Source organism: Sphaerisporangium sp. TRM90804, assembly GCF_029846175.1.
Lineage (GTDB): Bacteria > Actinomycetota > Actinomycetes > Streptosporangiales > Streptosporangiaceae > Sphaerisporangium.
This window is the reverse complement of sequence record NZ_JARWAC010000011.1, coordinates 215,487-237,823: the sequence shown is the minus strand read 5'-3', so window position 1 is coordinate 237,823 and position 22,337 is coordinate 215,487. Positions and strand designations below refer to the sequence as shown.

General features: G+C 70.8%; 18 protein-coding genes. 5 read left to right on the top strand and 13 right to left on the bottom strand.

Translation table 11 applies throughout. The annotated features are described in order from the left end of the window. Positions 1 to 280: 280 nt before the first annotated feature. On the bottom strand, positions 281 to 895 hold the full coding sequence (locus PYR91_RS15935) for a histidine phosphatase family protein (RefSeq protein WP_279780588.1): 615 nt from the start codon (positions 893 to 895) through the stop codon (positions 281 to 283). A 749-nt stretch (positions 896 to 1,644) separates the two neighbouring features. Between PYR91_RS15935 and PYR91_RS15930 the strand changes: the two genes are divergently transcribed. Then, positions 1,645 to 3,096, top strand: a complete 1,452-nt coding sequence (locus PYR91_RS15930; protein WP_279780587.1) for a hypothetical protein — start codon at positions 1,645 to 1,647, stop codon at positions 3,094 to 3,096. A gap of 214 nt (positions 3,097 to 3,310) precedes the next feature. Here the strand turns inward: PYR91_RS15930 and PYR91_RS15925 are convergent, their stop codons facing one another. Both PYR91_RS15925 and PYR91_RS15920 read right to left on the bottom strand, forming a co-directional pair. Continuing rightward, on the bottom strand, positions 3,311 to 4,168 hold the full coding sequence (locus PYR91_RS15925) for an SAM-dependent methyltransferase (protein WP_279780586.1): 858 nt from the start codon (positions 4,166 to 4,168) through the stop codon (positions 3,311 to 3,313). Between the two features lie 425 nt (positions 4,169 to 4,593). Continuing rightward, complete coding sequence (locus PYR91_RS15920) at positions 4,594 to 5,685, bottom strand: hypothetical protein (protein WP_279780585.1); 1,092 nt, start codon at positions 5,683 to 5,685, stop codon at positions 4,594 to 4,596. Between the two features lie 207 nt (positions 5,686 to 5,892). Here PYR91_RS15920 and PYR91_RS15915 point away from each other — a divergent pair, with 207 nt between their 5' ends. After that, positions 5,893 to 6,510, top strand: coding sequence for a hypothetical protein (locus tag PYR91_RS15915; RefSeq protein WP_279780584.1), 618 nt, complete (start codon positions 5,893 to 5,895; stop codon positions 6,508 to 6,510). 48 nt (positions 6,511 to 6,558) lie between these two features. Here the strand turns inward: PYR91_RS15915 and PYR91_RS15910 are convergent, their stop codons facing one another. The 5 genes from PYR91_RS15910 to PYR91_RS15890 all read right to left on the bottom strand — a co-directional run bounded on the left by PYR91_RS15910 (position 6,559) and on the right by PYR91_RS15890 (position 13,681). Further along, entirely contained in the window at positions 6,559 to 7,377 is an 819-nt protein-coding gene (locus PYR91_RS15910) for a carbohydrate ABC transporter permease (RefSeq protein WP_279780583.1), read from the bottom strand. After that, positions 7,374 to 8,351 carry a sugar ABC transporter permease gene (locus PYR91_RS15905; protein WP_279780581.1) on the bottom strand — a complete coding sequence of 326 codons (978 nt, stop codon included), beginning with the start codon at positions 8,349 to 8,351 and terminating at the stop codon, positions 7,374 to 7,376. Before PYR91_RS15905 ends, PYR91_RS15910 begins: the two co-directional genes overlap by 4 nt. A 102-nt stretch (positions 8,352 to 8,453) precedes the next feature. Further along, positions 8,454 to 9,734: an extracellular solute-binding protein gene (locus tag PYR91_RS15900; protein WP_279780580.1), complete on the bottom strand. Its 1,281-nt coding sequence runs from the start codon at positions 9,732 to 9,734 to the stop codon at positions 8,454 to 8,456. A gap of 90 nt (positions 9,735 to 9,824) precedes the next feature. Continuing rightward, positions 9,825 to 11,546, bottom strand: a complete 1,722-nt coding sequence (locus PYR91_RS15895; protein ID WP_279780579.1) for a CBM35 domain-containing protein — start codon at positions 11,544 to 11,546, stop codon at positions 9,825 to 9,827. A gap of 140 nt (positions 11,547 to 11,686) precedes the next feature. Then, positions 11,687 to 13,681: a beta-L-arabinofuranosidase domain-containing protein gene (locus PYR91_RS15890; RefSeq protein WP_279780578.1), complete on the bottom strand. Its 1,995-nt coding sequence runs from the start codon at positions 13,679 to 13,681 to the stop codon at positions 11,687 to 11,689. 286 nt (positions 13,682 to 13,967) lie between these two features. Here PYR91_RS15890 and PYR91_RS15885 point away from each other — a divergent pair, with 286 nt between their 5' ends. Next, on the top strand, positions 13,968 to 15,017 hold the full coding sequence (locus tag PYR91_RS15885) for a LacI family DNA-binding transcriptional regulator (protein ID WP_279780577.1): 1,050 nt from the start codon (positions 13,968 to 13,970) through the stop codon (positions 15,015 to 15,017). Positions 15,018 to 15,071: 54 nt separating this feature from the next. Here PYR91_RS15885 and PYR91_RS15880 read toward each other — a convergent pair whose 3' ends face one another. After that, a complete protein-coding gene (locus tag PYR91_RS15880; RefSeq protein ID WP_279780576.1) occupies positions 15,072 to 15,290 on the bottom strand; it encodes a hypothetical protein in 219 nt (72 codons plus the stop codon). A 186-nt stretch (positions 15,291 to 15,476) separates the two neighbouring features. On the opposite strand from PYR91_RS15880, the gene PYR91_RS15875 reads away from it, so the two are divergent. Next, positions 15,477 to 16,046, top strand: a complete 570-nt coding sequence (locus tag PYR91_RS15875) for a sigma-70 family RNA polymerase sigma factor (protein WP_279780575.1) — start codon at positions 15,477 to 15,479, stop codon at positions 16,044 to 16,046. Then, complete coding sequence (locus tag PYR91_RS15870) at positions 16,043 to 17,155, top strand: hypothetical protein (RefSeq protein WP_279780574.1); 1,113 nt, start codon at positions 16,043 to 16,045, stop codon at positions 17,153 to 17,155. The genes PYR91_RS15875 and PYR91_RS15870 overlap by 4 nt, the downstream gene beginning before the upstream one ends. 147 nt (positions 17,156 to 17,302) lie before the next feature. Here PYR91_RS15870 and PYR91_RS15865 read toward each other — a convergent pair whose 3' ends face one another. The 4 genes from PYR91_RS15865 to sigJ form a co-directional block, all read right to left on the bottom strand. After that, the gene (locus PYR91_RS15865; protein WP_279780573.1) at positions 17,303 to 18,214 is read right to left on the bottom strand and encodes a M48 family metalloprotease; all 912 of its coding nucleotides are present in this window, start codon (positions 18,212 to 18,214) and stop codon (positions 17,303 to 17,305) included. Between the two features lie 526 nt (positions 18,215 to 18,740). Continuing rightward, positions 18,741 to 19,763: a hypothetical protein gene (locus tag PYR91_RS15860; RefSeq protein WP_279780572.1), complete on the bottom strand. Its 1,023-nt coding sequence runs from the start codon at positions 19,761 to 19,763 to the stop codon at positions 18,741 to 18,743. 225 nt (positions 19,764 to 19,988) lie between these two features. Then, positions 19,989 to 21,122, bottom strand: coding sequence for an FAD-dependent oxidoreductase (locus tag PYR91_RS15855; protein ID WP_279780571.1), 1,134 nt, complete (start codon positions 21,120 to 21,122; stop codon positions 19,989 to 19,991). A gap of 78 nt (positions 21,123 to 21,200) precedes the next feature. Next, positions 21,201 to 22,082: an RNA polymerase sigma factor SigJ gene (gene sigJ, locus PYR91_RS15850; protein ID WP_279780570.1), complete on the bottom strand. Its 882-nt coding sequence runs from the start codon at positions 22,080 to 22,082 to the stop codon at positions 21,201 to 21,203. Positions 22,083 to 22,337 lie beyond the last annotated feature (255 nt).

Here is a 22,337-nt window from a genome sequence, read left to right as displayed (position 1 = left end):
AGGGCCGGTGTCCAAGAGCGTGGAAGTCACGTTGACCGACTGAACCGCTCCGCCAGCAGATCTTCGACCCGTTCCGACAGATCCCCTCGCCGGAGGCACCGATCCCCGCGATCGACAACCTCCGACGCCGAACCGGCTCATCGGTTACGTACGCGTCCGCGCTTACCCCAACCCAACCGCCGCATCAGCGATGTCTTGCCATCGAGACTTCGCGGCCCGGATCTTGATCGGTTCTGCTCAGTCCAGCCGTGGCGTCGGCGGCCTGCTTCAGCCGTGGGTGTCATCCGCGCAGCTCGGGGGGGAAGCCGGTCCAGCGTAGTTCGGGGGGCAAGTGGGCCATGTCGTTGTAGAAGAGCACGGAGGACGGACGGCCGTGCGTGTAGCGGATGGCGGTCAAGGCCGCGTTGCAGTGGTTGAGACCGAGCCAGCGCCACCTCGGGGCATCCTGCGCCGCCCGGACAAGCCATCCGATCAGGAAGTTGTGGGTGACGACCAGCTCATGGCGAACGTCGCCACCGTCCGCCGGGCCGGTGAATCGTTCTATGGCTTCCCGGGCGAGCACGGGGCCCTGCCTGCGTTCCTCCGGCGAGAACCCGTCGAGGAAGCCGAGCAGGTAGTCGGCGGAATCCGGCGGCAGTTCCTCCCGGACGGGAAAGTGCGGGACGTAGTCACCGGCGGCTTGCGAGACGTGCAGGGGGACGCCGCGCAGTTCCTCACCGATCAGACGTGCCGTCTCCGCCGCCCGCGGTAGGGGGCCGTGGTGGACGACCGAGATGGGGAGGCCCTGTATTCGCTTGCCGAGCAGGACTGCCTGGCGGCGCCCGTTCTCACTCAGGCCGCTCTCGTCCGGCAGGGCCTCGCCATGGCGAGCGATGTACAGATAACGGGTAGCCATCGGTCCTCCTGGCCAGGCTGAATGGAGTCATGGTCGAGACTTGTGGATCTGCCAGGAATGGGGTTCCTTCCCGGATCATCCGATGAGGGTTTCGAGATGGGCCCACGCGGCGACGTCGGCCGCCAAGGCCCACCCGCGCCGCTCACTGTAGGGCCCGAACCGCCCGTCGCCGACAGCGGCTCGGCCTCCGCTTCGTCGCCGGCCGAGTAGATCGAGCAAATCGAGCAGATCGTCCGCGAGGGCGCCTGCACGAGGTCGGCTCCTGCGTGGCGTCGCCATCGGTGGGCGGATAGATCAATGCGGCCCGAGTAGTCGGGTGGCACATGAACGAGGACGACTGAGGCACCGCCCCCGGCGGCGCCTTTTCATGTCTGGATCAACGCTGGTTTTCGGTTTTATTGATCCGAATCCGGCCACGCCGTCATTGTGTCTTCTGCGGAGAATGTCGGTATTTCCAGGGATGGCGGCTCCGGCGCCGCACTTAATCCGTGTAATGGCCGGTGATGAATGACACGAAATCCTGTCAAGGCGCTAAGGGTGTCGCTGAAGCGCATGGTCATGTCTCCCTGGGGTCCTCTTGCTGGGCTCTCATCCTGACGTTTGGATTCAGGGAGGGTCTTCTGTGGCGCGTCACATGCGGCGGTTCCGGACGCCTTACCCGTAATGCCGCCTGTTCTGCCCGGGCCGGTTCTCTCGTAATGCGCAGGGCATCGGCCTGCGCTGTTCGTCGTGGAGAAGGAGTTCTGAGAATGAGTGCGTTGACCTACACCGTCCTCACCGATCCAACGTCGCTGGAGGCGTCCGTGGACGGGCGGACGCCGTCCACGGGGACGATTTATCTGATGGTCACCAACACCGGGGAGGAGGTGGCCTGGTTGAGGATCGAGGTGAGGGTGCCTGTCGGCGACGGCGCCGGCCGCTTGACCCGGGAAATCAGCAGCATAAATCTTAAGGGCGAGTACACCGACACCCTGGGCACACAGACGGACTTCGGAGTCGAGCCCGACACCCGGCCGGTGAACATCCAGCAGCAGGGCGCCAACGTTCTCGAGATCACCCCCGAAAGTGGTCGCATAGACACTTTCGAATCCGGCGACTACATGTTATTGACACTGGAGAACGTCACCGTCGCCCCCACCGCCGGCGTGCCCGTGCTGATGGTGAGAGAAATACTGAAGACCGATACCGGGTGGGAGACCAAGTACGCGGCGGTGCCGCTGGTGAAGGCGACGGCGAAGGAGATTCCGCCGCCGCGCGATTTCCGTCCGGACAAAGCGATGCTGGACACCGGAGAGAACCTCACGCTGAGCTGGGACGGTTCTCCCGACTTGACCTACGAGATCGTGTTCCCGGGCGGGCGGAGCTCCGTATCGGGGGGCACCTGGTCACCGCCCACCCCGCAGCGGGCCACCACCTACATCCTCGTCGCCACCGATCCCATCACCGCGAAGCAGCACTTCCTCACCACCACCGTGCAGGTGCGCCATCCCGTACTGGAATCGCTCACCGCCACCGAGGGGATCGACACACCGTGGGTCGAGGGGACGGCGCACAAGGGGCGCGTCACCTTCACCGACACAGGGGTGGAGATCTTCGACAACACGGGCGGGCAGGGCACCGTGACGGCCGACAAGGCCCTCTTCAACGGCGTGAACACCGGATGGGTGCAAGGGCGAAGCCCCGGCGACGGAAAGATCGCCTTCCCCGAGGACGGGATCGACGTCCGCCAGGGAAGCGGAGGATGGGGAACCGTGCACGCCGACAAGGCCGACGTCAACGGCGTCAACACCAAATGGGTGCAGGGACGGCACGATGACGACGGATGGATCAGCTTCCCCAAGGAGGGGCTGAACGTGTATCGGGCGGGCACCCATGAATGGGGGACCGTGTTCGCGAAGCACGGCCGAATGGCCACGGGAAAGACTCCCCCCGGGCAGGGCTGGAGGACGTACGCTCCCGACAGCATCTGCATCGACGTGGACACCAGCGCAGGTGAGTTCACCGGCCATCCCGTCTACCTCACCTCCATCGGAGGCGCCGGCGGCATGCAGTACGACCTGGTCGGCACCAGCGCGGTCTACGACATCACCGCCCACAAGTTCAGCGTCTACCTCAAGTGGCGCGACGACCGCGAGCTGACTCCCGCCATGGCCCAGCAGTTCGGCTGGTACATCAACTGGATCGGCTACGACGCCCCCTGAGCCGGCACTGATCCCTGGAGCAGGACGTCGACGGCGGCCGAGGGCGACCATCCGCCATGATCACCCTGCCGTCGCCGGCCACTCGCCGCGCCGTGATCGGCCCGATCGTCCCGCCTGCCGTCGCCCCGGAACGAGCGCCTCCCCCTCGGCCGGGTCGACGGCGGGCGGGGTGGTCGAGGTGCGGCGTGCGGATCGGCGCCTGGCCGGGATTCGTCTAGGGCTTGCGGGCCAGGCCGCCGTAATAGGTGTGGTACAGAAGGGCGCTTTTGATGAAGAAGCCCGGCTCGTCACGCCACTCGGGGAGCGGGACGAGGCCCGGGTCGAGCAGTTCGAAGTCGCCGAAGTACTCCATGATCTCGTCCATGGTGCGCCAGCGGCCGGTGCCGAGGTTCTCGTTGAAGACCTTCTCGACCGTCGTGGCCTGCTGGGACGCCGCCGGGTTCACGTCACCGGGGTTGCAGAAGTGCGAGATCGCCACGAAGCTGCCGGACACCAGTGGGGCGCGCAGCGTGGCCGCCACCCCCGCGGGATCCTCGTGGTCGTTCAGGTGGTGCAGGATGCTCAGCATCAGCAGCCCCACCGGCTCGCTGAAGTCGATGAACTTCTTGACCTGATCGTTCTCCAGGATCGACCGCGGGTCGCGCGCGTCCGCCTGGATGACCGTCGTGCTGTCGTCGGTGGTGAGCAGCGCCCGCCCGTGGACCAGCACCATGGGGTCGTTGTCCACGTAGACCACCCGGGCCGCCGGATCGACCTCCTGCGCCACCTGGTGCACGTTGCCCTGCGTGGGCAGGCCCGACCCGATGTCGATGAACTGCCTGACCCCCGCCTCGGCCGCCATGTGATGCACGACCCGCCGCAGGAAGGCCCGGTTCTGCAGCCCGGCCTGCTGAGCCCCAGGGGCGATCTTCAGCGCCGCCTCGGCGACCTGCCGGTCGATGGCGAAGTTGTCCTTCCCACCCAGGAACCAGTCGTAGACCCTCGCGATGCTGGGCTTCGTCGTATCGATCTTCGCGGGAAGCTGCCCCTTATTCAGCGTCTCCCCGTTCTGATCCTCGCCGCGCTCGGACACCTCGCCACCTTCGTTCCGATCGGGGCCCCGCTTGATCGCGGGGAACTGGGCAGATAATAACCTCGAATTCCTCTAAGGGCAGGTATGTAGCAACAAGCTCACGTATAAGCAACCGCGGCGCACTGCTTCGCTCCCCGCCGCGACGACCACACGCCGTTGAGCCCGGGCACCGCCCGGCCGTACGCCGGTGATCGTGCCGTTGGCGTCGAGGGTCCGGCCGGCACGAGTCCCCTCGGACGGCGTCGCATGGGACGAGGGCGAGCTCAGCCGGGGATATCGAATCGAGCCGGCCTCGCTGGCCGGCGGACGGATGGATCTGTCCAACCTGAGCAAGACCGAACTCATCGGCAACACCGCGGGCACCACGCACGGTCACCCACGCCGGTAGGACGCCGATGACAAGTCCAGCCGGCGCGGGCGGCGGGTCAGGCGGAGACGAAGTCGGCCTGGGTGAAGGCGGGGTACTCGGGCAGTGGAGTCACCGCCCACCTTTCGGCGACCTTCCGCAGGAGTAGCCGCATGGTCTGCGCGAGCGCCGGAGAGTCCTCGATCGTGCTCAGCATCTCCCAGCGATGTCTCAGCAGTTGACGCATCGTGGGGACCGGTCGCCGAGTCCGGTGCAACGGCCTGTCCTCCGTCAGGACGCGTGGCAGCAGTGTCACCGTCGCGTCCACCGTCCAGACCGCGATGGCCCGTCGCATTCCAGTCCGCCACACCGCGTCGTCGGCGAGGATCGGGTAGGCACTGACGATCTCCGCGCGAAAGGCGTGTTCGATCTCCCCCGCCAATTCCCTGGGCAGCCTGAAGACGCACCAGCAGGTGGAGAACGGCATGCGGCAGTACGCCGCCGTCAGGAAGATCGACTGAAAACATGAGAACTCGAAGTCGATCAGTCTCAGCCCTTCACGGGTGAGCAGGTTGTTGTCGGGGCAGGTGTCGCCCGGGGTGAACGCCGAGTACTGCTCGCCGACCGCGTTTCCGATCTCAGCCAGCTCGTCCGCCAGCCCGGGTGGCACCGTGATCTCGGCGCGGTCGAGCAATACGAGCAGGCCGGCGGCATTCCGCTCGATCCAGGGCTCGCTCTCCCAGGAGGGGACGCCCTTGTCGTAGCGAGCCCGCAGCCGGGCGTGATCGGCGCTCCTGTCCACCGACACCGCGGCCAGCCGTCCAAGCCCGCGGGCCCACGCCAGCAGGCCCTCCCGGGCGATCTCCGGGTCTTTCCCCAGCAGCACATCGGCCAACGTCGGCGCCTGCCCGAGGTCCGCCATCGCCAGGAGCGGCGCATCGGCGTCCACGCCCAGCAACTCGGGCCCCGCCAGTCGCAGCGAGAGCCCCGCCGCCTCGGACGCGAAGGAGCGCAGTCCCTCCGGCTCCGTGGAGTACGACTTGACGATCACGCTGCCGCCGGAGGCCGTCCGGCAGCGCAGCACGGTGCTGCGCGGGTTCCCGCCGAGATCGACCGGATCGAACAGCTCACTGCCCAACAGGTCGCTCGCGGCGCGCAGAATCCGATCCACTCATGGCATCCTGCCACTGGCGAACCCGCTGTCGCATTCGCTTATCCCTCGCACGGCCACCCCGGGTGATCGTGCCTCCGGCGGGGGCCTCGGCTCCGGGATGACCGCCCGCACAGCTGGTCGTCCACGCAGCGGGGGGCGGCCTAGGATCGACTCATGATGGCGCGGGACGGCGACCAGCCTGGGCCAGGGCCCGTGAGACCCGCGGTGACGGGTGCGCCGGTTCAGTTCGGTCAGGGGAACGCGGACGTCATCGCGTCGGGGCCCGACGAGCCGTCGCGTCCGCCGCGGACGATCACGGTCGGGCTCGCTCTGGTCCTCGTCGTCGCGGCGGCCATGACCGGCTACCTGGTCGGCAGCCGGCACCGCGGCGCCACCGCGACGCCGGGTACGCCGTCGTCGTCGGCCGCCGCCCCGGTCCTGTCCGAGCCGTTGGACGGGACCGGCGAACGGTGCTCGGTCGAGCTGAAAGATCGACTGCAACTCGGCATAGAGATCGTCAACCAGTCGACGGCCACCGTGACCCTGCGGCGGGCGCAGGCGGTCCTCCCTCTCCGCGGCCTGCGCGCGAGGGGCGCGACGTGGGGCGGTTGCGGTCAGCTGTCGCCCGTGGCCACGGGCGACGACCATTCCCTGCCCGGGGGCGCCACGACCTGGCTGACGATCACCTTCGACGTCCTCGTCCCCTGCCCGAAGCCGATTCCGGTGCTCTTCGCCGTCCAGTACACACAGGCGAGCCGCTCCGGCACCGCTGAGCTGCCGGGCTTCGCCGACCTCGGCAACGTGCCCTACACCGGCGGCAGGTGCCCGGACGACTCCTCGTGACTCCCGGCGCCGGGTCGAACCGGGAGCACGGCGGGCGTGCCGTTGTGATCAGTCCTTCATGGCGCCGGCCGTGACGCCGGCGGCGACGTAACGCTGGGCGATGACCAGCAGGACGGCCGCGGGGATGGAGGCGATGACGGCGGTGGCCATGATGGCGTTCCACTGCTGGTTGTTGTTGCCGATGTAGTGGTAGATGCCGAGCGTGATCGGCTGGTGGTCGCCGCCCTGGTCCAGGGTGCTGGCGAAGATGAAGTCCGACCAGGCCCACAGGAAGGCGAACAGCGACACCGTGATGAGGGAGTTGCGGCTGACCGGCAGCACGACCGACCAGAACGTGCGCAGCACCCCCGCGCCGTCCACCCGGGCCGCCTGCAGGAGCTCCTCGGGGATGCCGGACATGAACGCGGTGAAGACCAGCACCGCGAACGGCACCGCGAGCGTGGAGTCGGCGACGATGAGCCCGGGGATCGTGTTGAGCACGCCGGTGCTGAGGAAGATGGCGTAGAACCCCATCGCCATGATGATCCCCGGGATCATCTGCGCGATCAGCAGCGCGAAGCTCAGCGCCCCGCCGCCGCGCGGGCGCAGCTTTGCCAGCGAGTAACCCGCCGGCGCCGCGATCAGCAGCGTCACGGCGACCGTGCCCAGCCCGACCACCAGGCTGGTGACGAGGTAGGGCCCCTGCTGCTCCAGCACCGCCCGGTACCCCTCCAGTGTCCCGTCGACCGGGAACAGGTGGGGCGGGCTCTTGCGCATGTCCTGGTCGCGGGTGAAGGACACGTTGATCATCCAGTAGACCGGGAACAGCATCAGGCCGGTCAGCACCAGCCCGATCGCGGTCTTCCCCCAACTGCGTGCGGCGCTCATGCGAAGGCCTGCCTTCTCTGCAGGTAGATGTAGACCAGCCCGAACGCCAGGGCCATGACGATCAGCAGGTTGCCGACCGCCGCGCCGGGGCCGAAGGCCGGCAGCAGGTTCCCGAAGCCCAGCCGGTAGGACCACGTCGCCAGCGTCGTGGACGAGTCGCTGGGGCCGCCCTTGGTCATGATCCAGATGATGTCGAAGACCTTCAGCGTGTAGACCAGCCCCAGCAGCAGCGTGATCGCCGACACCGGCCGCAGCAGGGGCAGGGTCACCTTCCAGAACCGCTGCCAGCCGATGGCGCCGTCCAGCTCGGCCGCCTCGTTGACCTGCGCCGGGATCGCCTGGAGGCCGCTGTACAGCACGACGAGGTTGAACGGGATGCCGATCCAGATGTTGGCGATGGTCACCGACCACAGCGACCAGTCCGGCGAGGTCAGCCAGTTGACCGGCGCCGCTCCGAACGCCGCCAGCAGCGCGTTGACCAGGCCGGAATCGCTGTTGAGCAGCCACGACCACGTCGAGGACGACACGATCAGCGGCAGCAGCCAGGGCACCAGGAACAGCGCGCGCAGGGTCGCCGACAGCCGGAAGTGCCGCGTGAAGAACAGCGCCAGGGCGAGCCCGATCGTGAACTGGAACACCAGCGACACCGCGGTGAACACCACCGTGTGCCACAGCGCCGGACCGAACGTCGGGTCCGCGAAGACCTTGCCGTAGTTGGCGAACCCGGTGAACGGCGCGCCGCCCTGCACGAACGACCGGACGGTGTAGTCGCGCAGGCTGAGGTCCAGGTTGTTGTAGAGCGGGTAAGCGTAGAAGACCAGCAGGTAGACGACGACCGGCGCGAGGAACGCCCACGCCGCCCACTGCCCGGACCACCGCCGCCGCACGGCCGCGCGCCGTCTGCCGTGGGACGGTGGGACCGGAGCCCGCCCCCGCCGCTCGCCCGCGACGGACGAGGCGGGGGTCTGTGTCACGTGATTCATGGTGCCCTTCATCCGGCGGACGTCCGGGGGTGGCCCAGGACCCCGGGGCGGCGACGCGCCCCGGGGCCCTCCCCCGGCCCGTCCACGCCGTTCCTATTGGGTGGCGCTCGCCGCCGCGGACTGGGCGGCGGTCAGCGCCGCCTGCGGCGACTGCGCCCCGCTGAGTGCGGCCTGCACCGCCTTCCACATGGGCTCGGAGATCTTCGGGTACTTGGTGCCGAGATCGTCGCTGGTGCGGCCCTTGGCCGCCTTGACCGCCGAGACCCACACCTTCAGCGCCGGGTTCTGCGCCACCTGCTTGTCCTGCACCTGGGCCGTCGGCGCGATGTACGACAGCGTGGTGTCGGTGGTGTAAAGGTTGTCGGTGCTGGTCAGGCAGGTGACGAGCTTCTGGGAGACGGCGTAGCGTGCCTGGTCGTTCTGGACCGGGATCGTGACGAACTCGCCGCCGGTCGGCGCCGGGGCGGTGCCGCCGTCCTTGGCGGGAACGGGGATGATGCCGTAGTCGAAGCCGGCCTTCTCGGCGTTGGCGAGCTGCCAGGTGCCGTTCTCGGCGAAGGCGAAGTCGCCGGTCGCGAACTCCTGCCAGCTCGTCGTCTGGGTGTTGTTGATGACCGAGTTGGGGGCGTACCCCTTCTTCAGCCAGTCGGTCCACAGCGTCACCGCCGCGACCCCCTCGGGGGAGTCGAGCTTGGTGAGCTGCGCGCCGGCCCCCCAGAACCAGGGCAGGAACTGGAAGCTGCCCTCCTCGGTGCCGATCGCCGAGAACGTGATGCCCTTCTTGCCGGCCGCCTTCACCTTCTCCAGCGCCGCCGTCAGCGAGGCCCAGTCCTTCACCGAGTCGGCGTCCACCCCGGCCTTGGCCAGCACCTTCTTGTTGTAGAACAGCGCGAGGGTGTTCGCCCCGATCGGCACGCCGTACGTCTTGTCACCGGTCTGCCCGGCGGCCAGCAGGTTGGGCTCGGCCGCCGAGGTGTCGAGCTTCGTCTCGGCGGTCGTGGTGAGCACGCCCCCCTCGGCCAGCGTCGACACCACCGGGTTGTCCACGATCAGAACGTCCGGGGAGTTGCCCTGCTGGGCCGCCAGCAGCGCCTTGTTGGTGAGGTCGGTGGTGTCGTAACCCGTCCGCTTGACGGTTACGCCGGCCTCGGTCCCGCAGGACGTGAGGAGCTTCACCCATTCCGAGGTGTCGTCGAACTGCGGGTAGGGGTCCCAGATCGTGTAGGTGCCGCCCCCGGCCGGCGACCCCGCGGCGTCCGGGCCGGAGGAGGCGGAGGTCTGCGGCCCGGACGAGCACGCCGCGGCACCGCTCACCGCCGTGACGGCGGCCAGGGCGACCCCGAGGCACCGCCGTCCCACATGGCGTCTTTCCATCTGTCTTCCTTTCGAAGCCGGAACACCGGCTCGGTCCGTCGTCTGGGCCGCGGGATCGCGCGGTCAGGCCTCGATCCCGCGCGGGGTCGTTCAGGTGAGCTGGATGTAGTCCAGCTCCGCGTAACCGGTCCCACCGGCGAAGTTGGGAGAGCCCTTCGCGAGGCGGATCACGTTGTAGCCCGCCCGCAGGGTGACGGTCGTGGCGACCGTGGCGCCGAACTGGCCCCAGGCGGCGGTGGGCGGGTAGCTCACGGTCGTCCAGGCGCTGCCGTTGTAGGCGAGCCCCTGCGTGGAGGTCGCCCCGGTGCCGTTGGCGTAGCCGATGGTCATCGTGTACGACCGGGCGGTGGGCACGTTCACGATGAAGTCGACGTAGCTGTCGGTGCGGTGCGCGCTCGTGTTGTTGTCGATGCGCCCGACGTAGCCGCCCTCGGACGCGCTGGAGGCGGTGAGCCGCTGCGCGCGGAAGACCGACGCGTTCTCCGCCTCGTAGCGCTGCTGGTAGGAGGGAACGCCGCTGACCGGCTGGACGACCAGGTTGTAGGCGCTGGTGGCGGACATGTTGGGCACCGAGACGCTGATCTCCCCGTTGCTGACCGGGTAGGTGCTCGTGGAGATCGTGGTGGGCGCCGGCACGGCGGTGAATCGGCCGTTGGAGGGGGTCGACTGCAGGGTCACCCGGACGGAGGAGCCGAGCGCGCCGATGCCCGTGACGCGCACCGTGTTCGTGCCGGACTCGTTGCCGAAGACCACGTTGACGATCTTGCGCGTGCCGTCGTAGGCGGCGAAGCCGTCGAGCCCGGACTGGTTGGCCGGGGTGGTGGCGACCATCCTGCCGGCCATGTCGCCGTACCACTTGTACAGCCACCACGTGCCGGTGGGCTGGTTGTTGTTGACCACCAGGCCGTTCATCGTGCCGTACTCGTACCAGAAGGCACGGTGCGCCGACTCGACGCCGCCTCGCTCAAGCTTGCCCACGTAGCTGGCGATCCGGCCGGGGACGTCCACCTCGCTCGTCGCGGCGTACTCGTTGATGGAGATGCGGCGGGGGCTGATGCCGAGCGACGCCTCCAGCGCGCGGTAGTCGGCGATGTTGGCCGCGATGTTGTTGGGGCTGCCCAGCTCGTGCCAGCAGATGATCTCAGGGAGCGTCCCGGTCGCCTTGGCGTTGTTCAGGAAGGACGTCATCCAGGAGCGGCTGTAGTAGGAGGTGCTCGGCCCGACGATCGGCGTCGTGGTGTCCAGCGCCCGGACGGCCCGGAAGGTGCGCACCCAGCCGTCGTTGAAGGAGCCGGCGGCCGCGGTGTTCCACGTCCAGTCCGGCTCGTTCCACAGCTCCCAGCCGACGACGTTGGTCACCGAGGTCGCGTTGAGGCGGGCGCGGACCATCGTGTCCACCTTGGCCAGCCAGTCGTTCCAGCTCACCCACCGGTAGGGGAAGTTGGGGTAGATGTCCGGCATCCGGATGTACTCCCCGGCGCCGACCCGGGTGGCCTGCGGCGCCACCAGCAGCGCGTCGCCGCCGGGCGGCTGGCCGTTGGGCCGCTGGCCCACGCCGGGAGCGGGCTGCGTCAGCGAGTTGACCTTCAGCGGCAGCAGGGTGGAGTCGGCCGGCCTGCTGTTCTCGGCCAGGCCGTACAGGCCGCCGGCGGCGACGTGGGTGACGGGCCTGATCGGCTGGGCGGCGTTCACGGTGAGGGTGGTCCCCGCCGCCTCCGCGGGGGCCAGGGGGACGAGCCCGCCGAGCCCCGCGGCCAGCAGGGCCGCGGTCATACCGATCGCGCGTCGCGACGTGGTGCGGGGTGTGCGCATGAGCTACCTCGCTCTTTCTGTGCTCAGATGGGGGGTGAGCAGGAGGTAAGACGGGACCGGCCCTCCCGAGACGGCGGACGCCGTGGGCGGTCCCACGCGGGGCGGGCCCGGCCGGCGTCCGCCGGCGCGGCCCGCCGCGGTCATCCCGCGGTGGTGACCGGGACCCAGACCCGCATCGGGCCCTCGCTCCGGTTGCCCCACAGGAAGTACGGCACCGCCGTGAACGTGAGCGGGCTGCCGGTCCGCTCCCGCCCTGTGCCGGCGGTGTAGAGCGCGTCGTCGGCGTCGGCGAGCAGGCCGCGCGCGCCGAGGACGACAGGGATGTCCGGAAGGTCAGGCCGGTGGCCCGCCGTGATCGCAGCGGAGGGGTCCAGCCGCACGTCCTCCAGCACCGTGCCGGACGGCAGGTCGGCCTGCTCGACGCAGTACACGAGCGGCCCGCGCGCCAGGGCGACGCATCCGCGCACCGCGTCGACGCGCGGGTGCGCGCGGATCTGCCGCACCGGCAGGTCGAGGTCGAGGACGACGCGCGTGCCCGGTGTCCACTCGCGGGTGAGCCGGACGTAGCCGTCCCGCGCGGGCGCCGGCACCCGCTCGCCGTCGACGCTCACCGTGTACGCCTCGCACCACCCCGGCACCCGGAGCGCGAGCGTCCACGGGGCCCCTCCTCGGGCGTCGTCCCCGTGCACGCTCAGCTCGACGCGGCCCTGCCAGGGGTAGGCCGTGCGCATCTCCACCCTGACCGCCCGGCCCGCCACGGCGGTGGTGAGGGATGCGTCGCCGTACAGGTGGACCTGCAGGCCGGCGTCGTCGGCGGTGGCCAGGTAGCCGGGCAGGGACGCCATGAGCCGGGCGATGTTCGGCGGGCAGCAGGCGCACGAGTACCAGGGCAGGCGCCGTGACGCCGCCTCCTCGCCCGAGCCCTCGTGCCCGGTGCGCGACTGGAGAGGGTTGGAGTAGAAGAAGCGCCTGCCGTCGGTGGACACCGCGGGGGCGACCGCGTTGTGGAGTACGCGTTCCATCTCGTCGGCGTAGCGGGCCCGGCCGGTGGCCAGCAACAGCCGCCAGTTCCAGTGGAAGCTCGCGATCGCCGCGCACGTCTCGCCGTAGGCGCGGTCGGGCGGCAGTTCGTACGGGTCGCCGTACGCCTCTTCCCGGTGACGGGAGCCGTGCGCGCCGGTGACGTGGGTCCGCGTGGTGAAGGCGTCGTCCCAGAGCCGTTCGGCCGCGCCGAGCAACGCGAGGTCGCCGGTCTCCATGGCGACGTCGGTCATGCCGGCCAGCAGGTACAACTGCCGCACGGCGTGCCCGGCGACCTCCCGGGCCTCCCGCACGGGCACGTGGTCCTGGTAGTAGCGGGGGCCGAACCGGCCCTCGCCGAGCAGCCCGCGCCCGCGCAGGTCGAGGAAGCGCCGGGCCAGGTCCAGGTAGGGCCGGTGGCCGGTGAGCCGGTACAGCTCGGCGAGCGCGGTCTCGATCTCCGGATGCCCGCACACCTCTTCGACGCCCTCCGGGCCGAACCGCTCCACGAGCAGGTTGGCGAAGCAGCGGGCGATCGACAGCACGCCCGGGTGGGCGCCGACCCGGCCGGCGGCGACCCCGGCCTGGATCAGGTGCCCGGCGCAGTACAGCTCATGGCTCCAGTTCGGCCTGCGCCACCGCGCGTCCGGCTCGGCGATGGTGAAGTAGGAGTTGAGGTAGCCGTCGGGCTGCTGGGCGCGGGCGAGCAACTCGGCCGTGGTCTCGACGAACTCCCGCAGACGGGCGTCGCCGGGGGACGTTCCCAGTTCCCACAGGGCCGCCTCCAGCGTCTTGTGGACGTCGGAGTCGGCGAACCACATGCCGGCGAAGGGCCGCCTCCCCTCTCCCGCGGCGGCCTGGAGGTTGCCGATGTTGCCCTTGCCGTACAGGTTTTCCACGCAGTGCGGCAGGGTCTGCTCGGCGTTGCGCCGCCTCCATCGGCCGAGCAGGCCCTCCGGATGCAGAAGGACCTGGTCGAGGCCGAGGGGCCGGAGCGCGGCGACGGCACCCGGCCCGGGGACGACCGGCCCGGCGGGGCCGCGCGGAGCGGGCGAGGCCTGCGCCGTCGCGCCGCCGGGAGGGGCCGGCATGTCTGACAGCTTCTGCTCGGTCATTCCGATCTTTCGTGTGGTGACGTGCCGGTCTCTCGGGCGACCGCGGCCACCCCGCCTCCCGGTCTCGGCCGAGGGCGCGCGAGCGCGCGGCGGCGGACTTGCGTGAACGGCGGGCGGCACGGCTGAGCGAGCCGGTAAGGAAAATAAGGAAAACGATTGCCGTCACGTTACCAACGCCTTCCAACAGGGTCAATAGCACGTTTCCTCCCTGTTACGCGGCTCTCTGGGACGCCGCCGACGGCGCTATAAGGTGGACGAGGAACGGGCATCGGAAAGCGGAGGAAACGTGGGGAAGCTGGAGCGTCACGCCACGATCGCCGATGTCGCGGCGCTGGCGGGGGTGTCGGTGGGCACGGCGTCCAAGGCGCTCAACGGGCGCGGGTCGTTGCGCGAGGAGACCCGCAGGCGGGTCAGGGAGGCGGCCCGGCAGCTCAGCTTCGAGGCGAACGCCGGCGCCCGCAGCCTGCACTCCGGCCGCACCTACACGGTGGGCATGGTCACGACGGACACGATCGGCCGGTTCAGCATCCCCGTCCTGATGGGCGCGGAGGACGCGCTGGGCGCCGGCGAGATGTCGATCTTCCTGTGCGACGGACGGGGCGACCCGATCCGCGAGCAGTACTACATCAGAACGCTCCTCAGCCGGCGGGTCGACGGGATCATCGTGACCGGCCGGCGCACCGAGGCGCGGCCTCCCCTCGGCGTCGACCTCCCGGTGCCCATCGTGTACGCCTTCATCAGCTCGACGGACCCGGGCGACTGCTCGGTGGTACCCGACGAGGCGGGCGGCGCCCGCAAGGCGATCGACCATCTCCTCGCCATAGGACGCACCCGGATCGCGCACGTCACCGGGCCCGAGCGGCACAACTCGGCCCGGGTGCGGGCCGCCGCGGCGACGGAACGGCTGGCCGAGGAGGGGCTGTCCCCGGCCACGCCGCCGCTGTTCGGCGGCTGGAGCGAGGTCTGGGGCCGTCAGGCCGTCGGCATCCTGCTCGCCGGCCAGGCCGATTTCGACGCCGTCTTCTGCGGCAGCGACCAGATCGCCCGCGGAGTCTGCGACGCCCTGCGCTCCGCCGGCCGCCGCGTCCCCGAGGACGTCGCCCTCGTCGGCTTCGACAACTGGGACGTCATGACCGAGGGCGCCCAGCCCCCGCTGACCAGCATCGACATGAACCTCGAAGGGCTCGGCCGGTCCGCCGCCGAAAAGCTCCTGGCCGCCATCAACGGCTCACCCTCCCCCGGCCGCCACGCGATCGCGTGCCACCTGGTGGTGCGCGAGTCGACCACGGTCCCGTTCCCGCCCGCGCCCTCGTCGCCGGCGGGCCGGCCGAGGTAAGAGCCCGGATTTCCGGCCTGCCGCGGGAGTCCACGGCCGCGACCCCCGAGCCGCTCAGGAGCCGTCGGCGAACGACAGGCCTCTGACCGCGAGCTCCTCACGCAGGATCTCGATGCCCTTCCTCCCCATCCCATGGATCTTGAGCAGCTCGGCCGGGGTGGTCCCGGTCAGCTCCTCATACCGCGTGTACCCGTGCGCGGCCAGCACTCGCCTGGCCGTCTTGCCTATCCTGTGCGGAAACTCGGTCTCCCGCTCAGGCTCCTGAGCCGCCATGGTGATCCTCCTCAGCTCCCGACTCCCCATGGTGGCACCGGCTGGAACGAGATCGGCCGCCGGCCTGAGCACCGGGTCATGGGCGATACGGGGAGCCAACCACGGTCACCCTCATGTCTGTTCTGAACGCTTTGGGGGGTGAGTTGGCAATTGCGGGGTGGAAGGCAAGCAGAGCCGAGGAAGGTCATGACGACAGACGCAGAGCTGATAGGCAGATCGCTCGCCGGAGACAAGGAAGCCTTCGTGGAGGTGATCCTCCGCCACGAGCGTGCTGTCGGGGCCTTCCTCGCGCGGCGAGTGGGGCGTGAGGCGGCCGAGGACCTCCTCGGCGACGTGTGGGTGGCGGCCTTCGAGTCCCGGAGGAGCTATGACCGCTCGTTCCCCGAAGCGCGGCCGTGGTTGTACGGGGTGGCCCTGAACCGGCTGCGCCGTCACTGGCGGTCCCAGCCGGCGGAGGACCTCGTCCCCGACGCGACGAGCATGGCGAACGAGTGGGACCCCTGGCCGGCGGTGGACGCCCGCGTGGACACCCGGGCGGTGCTCCGCCCGGCCCTGGCCAGGCTCAGGCCCGAGGAACGAGAGGTGCTCAGCCTCGTCGCCTGGGAGGACCTGACCGTCGCCGACGCCGCACGGGCGCTCCGCATGCCGGCCGGGACGGCACGCCGCCTGCTGCACCAGGCCCGGACGGCGTTGCGGAACACGCCGGAAGTGGCCGCGCTATTGACCGATCTCAACAGTGTGAAGGAAAGCCAGTGATCGTGGACGAGATGGATCTGGTCAGTCAGCTCAAGAACGCCGCACCCCTGCGGCCCGAGGCGTACGAGCGAGCGCGGACGACGCTGCGGGCAGCCATGGCCGAAGCCGGGCCCGCACGGGTGCCGGAGACGGCTCCGGCGCGTGAAGCGAGGTTCACCTGGGCGCGCGACCGCCGCTTGGGCGTTCTGGGCAAGGCCGGCATCGTCGCCGGCATCGGCGCGCTCGCGGCGGCGACGACCTTCGTGCTCGTCACCCCGTCGACGCCCGGGTCAACGGCCCCGGCCGGGCCGGCCTCCCTGGCGCAGACGGCGGCCTCCCCGGCGGGCACGGCCGACATCAAGGGCGACATCAAGCTGGTGGCCCTGGTGACCGACATCAAGGCGAGTGACGAGCCACTGCCGGGAGACGCGTCGCTGGTCAAGCAGGTCCAGACCATCGACGGCAGATCGCCGTACGTCACCTACAACCTGTACACCGACGGCGGCGAGTACTACGTGACCGACACCGAGGGCGCCCTCCCGGAGGCGATCGCCGGCGGTGACAACCTCGCCGAGGACGTGAACGCCCGTCAGGTGGCGGCGGCACTCTTCGCGGCGACCGGCGACCTCGACGCCGCCAGGAAGCAGATGGTCAACGCCACCCCCAACGCGTTCGGGCTGGGCCTCAGCCCCGACGAGCAGAAGGCGGCGTGGGACGAGGCCATGGCCAAGCAGGAACGCATCCTGCGGGAGAAGGGGGTCGCCACCCCGCCGAAGCAGCCCACCGGCAAGGACCTGGAGAACCTCGTCAACAACCACCTCTGGACCAACAGCGTCGACGCCCTGGCCCGAGGGGCGGCCAACCCGAAGATCCGGGCGGGCGTGCTCCGCCTGCTCTCCACCATTCCCGAGGTCACCGTCGAGGACTCGACGACGGGCGGTCAGCCCACGCTGACCCTCACGGCGGGCCCGGCGCTGTTCCTCGGCAGCGGCGATCAGGTGCTGACGATCGACGCCAGGACCGGGATGCCGATCCGCTCCGTGGTCGGCGCGCAGGGGGCGCCGTCGTCCGTGACCACCTTCAAGGTCTCCCGGGTGACGCTGGCCGACATCGAGGCCGGCGGGTCCTGACCTCACTCGCACTCCGGGACTCCAGCCCGGCTTGACGTGCGGACCGTCCTCGCCGGGGCAGGACGGTCCGCACGGTGCGTCATCGTCCCGGCCGTGTCGCCCCGGCCACGGGGACGCCGATGGCCGGCCCGGCGCCCGGCGGCGGCGTCACCGGGTCGCGGTCGTGCCGCTCAGCGCGGTGAGGCGGTCGACGCGCCGGGCGATCGCCGGGTGAGTGGACCACCAGGCCCAGCGGACGGGCTTGGCCGCCACCAGGCTCGTCGCGGGGACGCGCGCGGCGGCGCGCAGGTCGGTGCGGGGCACCAGGCCGCCGTCACCGATCTTGAGCAGGGCGGCGGCCAGCAAGGCGGGCTGCCTGGTCTGCACGGCCGCGTCATGGTCGGCGGCCAGTTCCCGGTAGCGGCCCAGTGCCCGCAGCGGCATCTGCGCCAGCAGGCTGCACAGCCCGAGCAGGATGATCAGCGGATAGAAGGCCACCAGCATGAACGCGACCGGAAGGTCGAGGATCTGCTGGAGGATGGGGGCGGGCCCGGAGTTCCTCCGCACGAAGTCGCGAGCGACCTTCGCGCCCCAGGCCATGGCGATGGCGAGCGAACCGGCCAGCGTCATGACCGCCACGTCCCGGTGGCGGATGTGCGCGACCTCGTGCGCCAGGGCCGCGCCGAGCTCGTCAGGCTCCAGCACCTCCAGCAGCCCGCGGGTCACCACGATGGTGGTGTGCCGTTCGGAGCGTCCCAGAGTGAAAGCGTTGGGGACGGGGTCGGGGCTGACGGCCACCCGCGGCTTGGGCACATCGTTCAGCGCGCACAGCCGGTCCAGCACGCCGTGCAGTTCCGGCTCCTCTCCGGCGTCCACGATCTCAGCCCCGGTCGCCGTACGCGCGAGCCCCTCGGCCGCCCACCACTGCAGCAGAACCGCCACCGCCACGACCGGCACCACGACCTGCCAGGCGACGCCGGCCAGCAGCATCGCCCCGACCACGCCCGCGTACATCAGCGCCAGCAGCGCCATCACCGCGATCATGCGAAGAACCAGATCATGCATCGTGCGTCCAGTCATGGACCGCTCCCGACCTCACGCCGAGCGAATCGGCTCCCGTCCCAGGAAACCTCTCGAAGCAGGATCACTCAAGCACCCGTAAGCGCACATTCCCCTGGCCGCCATGACGCTCCCGGCGCGTACGCGGGACCGAGCCGATCGTCGCAGGCGCCGGGGCCGGCCGGGCCCCGTGGCTGACCCGGCCCAAGACGGGAGCGTGGGTGAAAGCCGTCAGCTGAAACTGCCGCGGTAGGCGCGAGGGCTGACGCCGACGACGCGTTTGAACCGGTCGCGGAAGGCTGTACGGCAACCCGATCATCCCGTTCGCGGACACCTCCTCCCCTGGGCTGCGCCATCTGCGATCCCGTGATCGCCGTATGGTGCTTCGCGGGCGGCCCCTCGGTCACCGGCCTGCTCCGCGCGCGTCTCGGCCGACCCCGCGTCGAAGGGCCCGCGACGCCGCCCCCCTGATCACACCGGCCCGCTCCGGGATGGTCGCCAGAGGCGAGACACACCCCTCGACCAGATCGGACCCGCTGGAACGACCTCACCCGGCCGCCGCCGGCGGCGCGGTGCGTGGGGCGCGAGCGGTGAGGAGGAGGGCCGCCAGACCGGCCAGAGCCCAGGCGGTCAGGGTCAGGGCGGGGCCGCCGGCGCCGGTGCCGTCGAAGAAGCTGACGGCCCGCACGAGGCTGCCGGAGGCCCCCGGCGGGAGCAGCTGGCCGAGGGTGGCCCAGCCGGCGGGCAGCCAGTGCGGGCCCGCGAGGCCCGACAGCGGGTTGCCGAGCAGCATCATCACCGCGGCGCCGGCGCCCAGGCCCGCGATGCCGAGCAGGGATTCCAGCGCCAGAAAGGGGATGGACAGCGCGGCCATGCCCAGGGACAGGCCGAGCGCGGTGAGCCAGTAGGTGCCGTGCAGGGAGCCGAACCCGTACTGCAGGACGGCGGCGACGGCGGCTCCGGCGACCAGGGCGAAGAGGATCACCCCGGCCAGGCGGCGGCGCACATTGGCGTGTCCGGGAAACAGGCGCAGCAGGGCGACCGCGGGCAGGATCCCGCCGATGATGAGCGGGAGGGCGGTGGCGGTGAATCCGGCGCCGCGGGGGTCGTCGGCGGGGAACGGCACCACGTCGTGGACGGTGACCTCGCTCTGCCGCTGTGCCGCCATCGCGGCGCCCAGGGCGTTGATCGCCGCGGTGGGCTGCTGGCCGGCCGCGCCGGCGGTGTAGACGGTGATGCCGTCGGCGCCGAGCGCTAGTCCGCCGACGATCTCGCGCTGCCTGATGGCGGCCTGGAGTTCTCGCGGGCCGGGGTAGACGGTGACGTCCCAGGCCTCGTCGTCCAGGCCGGTTCGCAGTGTCTGGGCGGCCTGTTGCGGTCCGGTCAGGCCGAGGGGCATGTGGCGGGGGCCGCCGTTGACGGAGGGCAGGGCGAAGGCGCACAGCATCACGACGAGCACCGCGGTCAGTCCGATGACGACGCCGAGCAGCGTGCGCACCGTGGCGGGGGGCTGTCGGCCGGCGGGGGCGTCCGAGGCGGTGACGTGGCGGGTCGCGGGGGTGGAGGACATCGGGGTCTACTGCCTTTCGACTGTCGAGGGGGCGGTTACCGGCCGGGCCGGCTTTGCGCCGATGGCCGTGGCGGCCGTGTCGCGGGGCGCCGTGTCATGTCTCAGAGCGCCGTGTCTCCGAGCACGGTCACGGCCGCGGAAACGCCTCGGAGAACACCGGGCGGGCTCGCGAGGGACATGTCCCGCCCGGATCCGCCGGCCGGCGGGCGGACCCGGGCGGGAGCGTCAACCCTGTCTCGCGCCTGCCGCGACCAGAGCGGGGTGGCGAAGGGCGTGCCACCCGGTGACGCCGAGCACGCCCTTCTTGATCAGCGCGACGGGGCGGCCGGTGCGCACCTTCCCGTGCGGGTTGCCGTCGAGGTCGACGGGCTGCAGGACCCCGTCCCACCTGCCGAGGCTGATGCACAGGGCGTCGACCCTGACACGCAGCGGCTTCGGGTCACGCCCGGCCATGCGGGCGCTGATGGCGTGGTAGGCGCACGCGGCCGCCAGGTTTCCCGGGCCGCAGCCCATGCGCAGCACGTGCCCGCCCTGGGTGTGCGCGGCCGCGGCGTCCCCGATGCCGTAGACGTCCGGGTGCGACTGCGAACGCAGGGTTCCGTCCACGAGCATGCGACCGCGGGCGTCCACGGCCAGCCCGGCCTCGCGCGCCAGGTCCGGGACGCCGAAGCCGGCGGTCCACGCCACCGTGTCGGCGTCGACGCGTTCACCGTTCTCCAGCAGCACGCCGCCCGCGTCGACCTTGGCGACCCTGGCGTGCTCCCACACCTGGATGCCGAGGCGGTCGACGGCGCGGCGCAGGTGCTCGCGACCGCGCTCGGACAGCTGCTCGCCCAGCGCTCCGCTGGTGACCAGCCGCACCGTGCGGTCGGGGTGGGTCTCGGCCAGTTCGGTGGCCGTCTCCAATCCGGTCGGCCCGGCGCCGATCACGGCGATCGTGCCTGCGGTGCGCACCTGGTCGCGCAGCCGCTCGGCCCGCTCGGCGTCGGCGACGGCGTAGGCGTGCTCGGCCGCGCCGGGAACGGCGTCCAGATCGGCGTGGCTGCCCAGCGCGTACACCAGCAGGTCGTAGGGGACCGGCTCCGCACCGGCCAGCTCCACCCGCCTCCGCTCCGGGTCGACCCGCGCGACCCGGTCGATGATCAGCCGGACGCCGGTGCCGTCGAACAGCTCACGCAGCGGCAGGTGGCGCACCTTCTGGCCGGAGGCGAGCTGGTGGTTGCGCATGCGCTCCGCGAACCGGTCACGGTTGTTGACGACCGTGACTTCGGCGCCGGTGCGCCTGGCGAGCAGCTTGGCGGCCGCGACGCCGGTGTATCCGGCGCCCAGGACCGCGATGCGCGGTGTCGTCGTCATCATGAACGTTCTCCCATCGTCGTTCGACGCAGGATGAACGGGACACGAAGGCGATCCGTGACAACGCGGCCGGAGAAACAGTCACGACTTCTGCTTCACGAGGAAGGCGAGCTTGTCCGGGTTGGTGATGGTGCGGAAGCCGGCGATGCGGTCGCCGTCGAACTCGGGGACGGTGACCGCCGACAGCTGGCCGTCCATGTACGCCACGAAGGCGGGCTCGCCGTTCACCAGCTCGGGCACCAGGCGGACGCGCGGCGCGTACCCGGCCAGGGCGGCCAGGTAGCGCAGGACCTGCTCCCGGCCGACCAGCGGACGCCGCGCGGCCGGCGCCTTGCCGCCGCCGTCGGCCCAGGCGACCACGTCTTCGGCCAGCATTCGCTCCAGCGCCGGCACGTCGCCGACGAGCGTGGCCTCCAGGAACCGTTCCAGGAGCTCCCGTCGCCGGCCGGGCGGGGCGGTGAACCGCTTGCGCGCCTCGGCGACGTGCTGCTGCGCCCGGCGGTACAACTGCCGAACGTGCGGCTCGTTCACCTCCAGGATGTCCGCGATCTCGCGGTGGCTGTGGCCGAACGCCTCGCGCAGCACGAACACCGCCCTCTCCGGCGGGGTGAGCCGCTCCAGCAGCACCAGCATCCCGAGCGACAGCAGCTCCCGCTGCTCCACGGTCTCCAGCGGGTCGAGCGCGCCGCCGCCGGTGACGACCGGCTCGGGCAGCCACGTCCCGACATAGCGCTCCCGCCGCGCCCGCGCCGAGGTGAGCCGGTCCAGGCACAGGTTGGTGACCACCTTGGTCAGCCACGCCTCCGGCGAGACCGCCCAGTCACCGCGCTCCCAGCGCAGGTAGGCGTCCTGCACCACGTCCTCGGCCCCGGACGCCTCCCCGAGCAGCCGGTAGGCCACCCCGAACAGGCGCCTACGGTTGGCCTCGAACCGCTCCAGGCGCTCCCGCCGCTCCAGGGTCACGCCTACGACCGGCTCTCGCCCGCGAATGCCGTGTATCGGGCCGTCATGACCGGGCTCGCACCTCGGCCGCGCATGTCAGAGAGGAAGGACATCACAGGCGCGCTTCCGCTCGAATCCCGAAAAGGTAGGACACCCGACCAGCGTAACCACCCACCCCCTCGCCCCTTGACCCCCCGCCCTCGGACCGTCCTGCGTCATCATCCGTGGGCGCAGGCTCACCGACCACCGCTTCCGGCACCGGCGCGCGACAGCGGC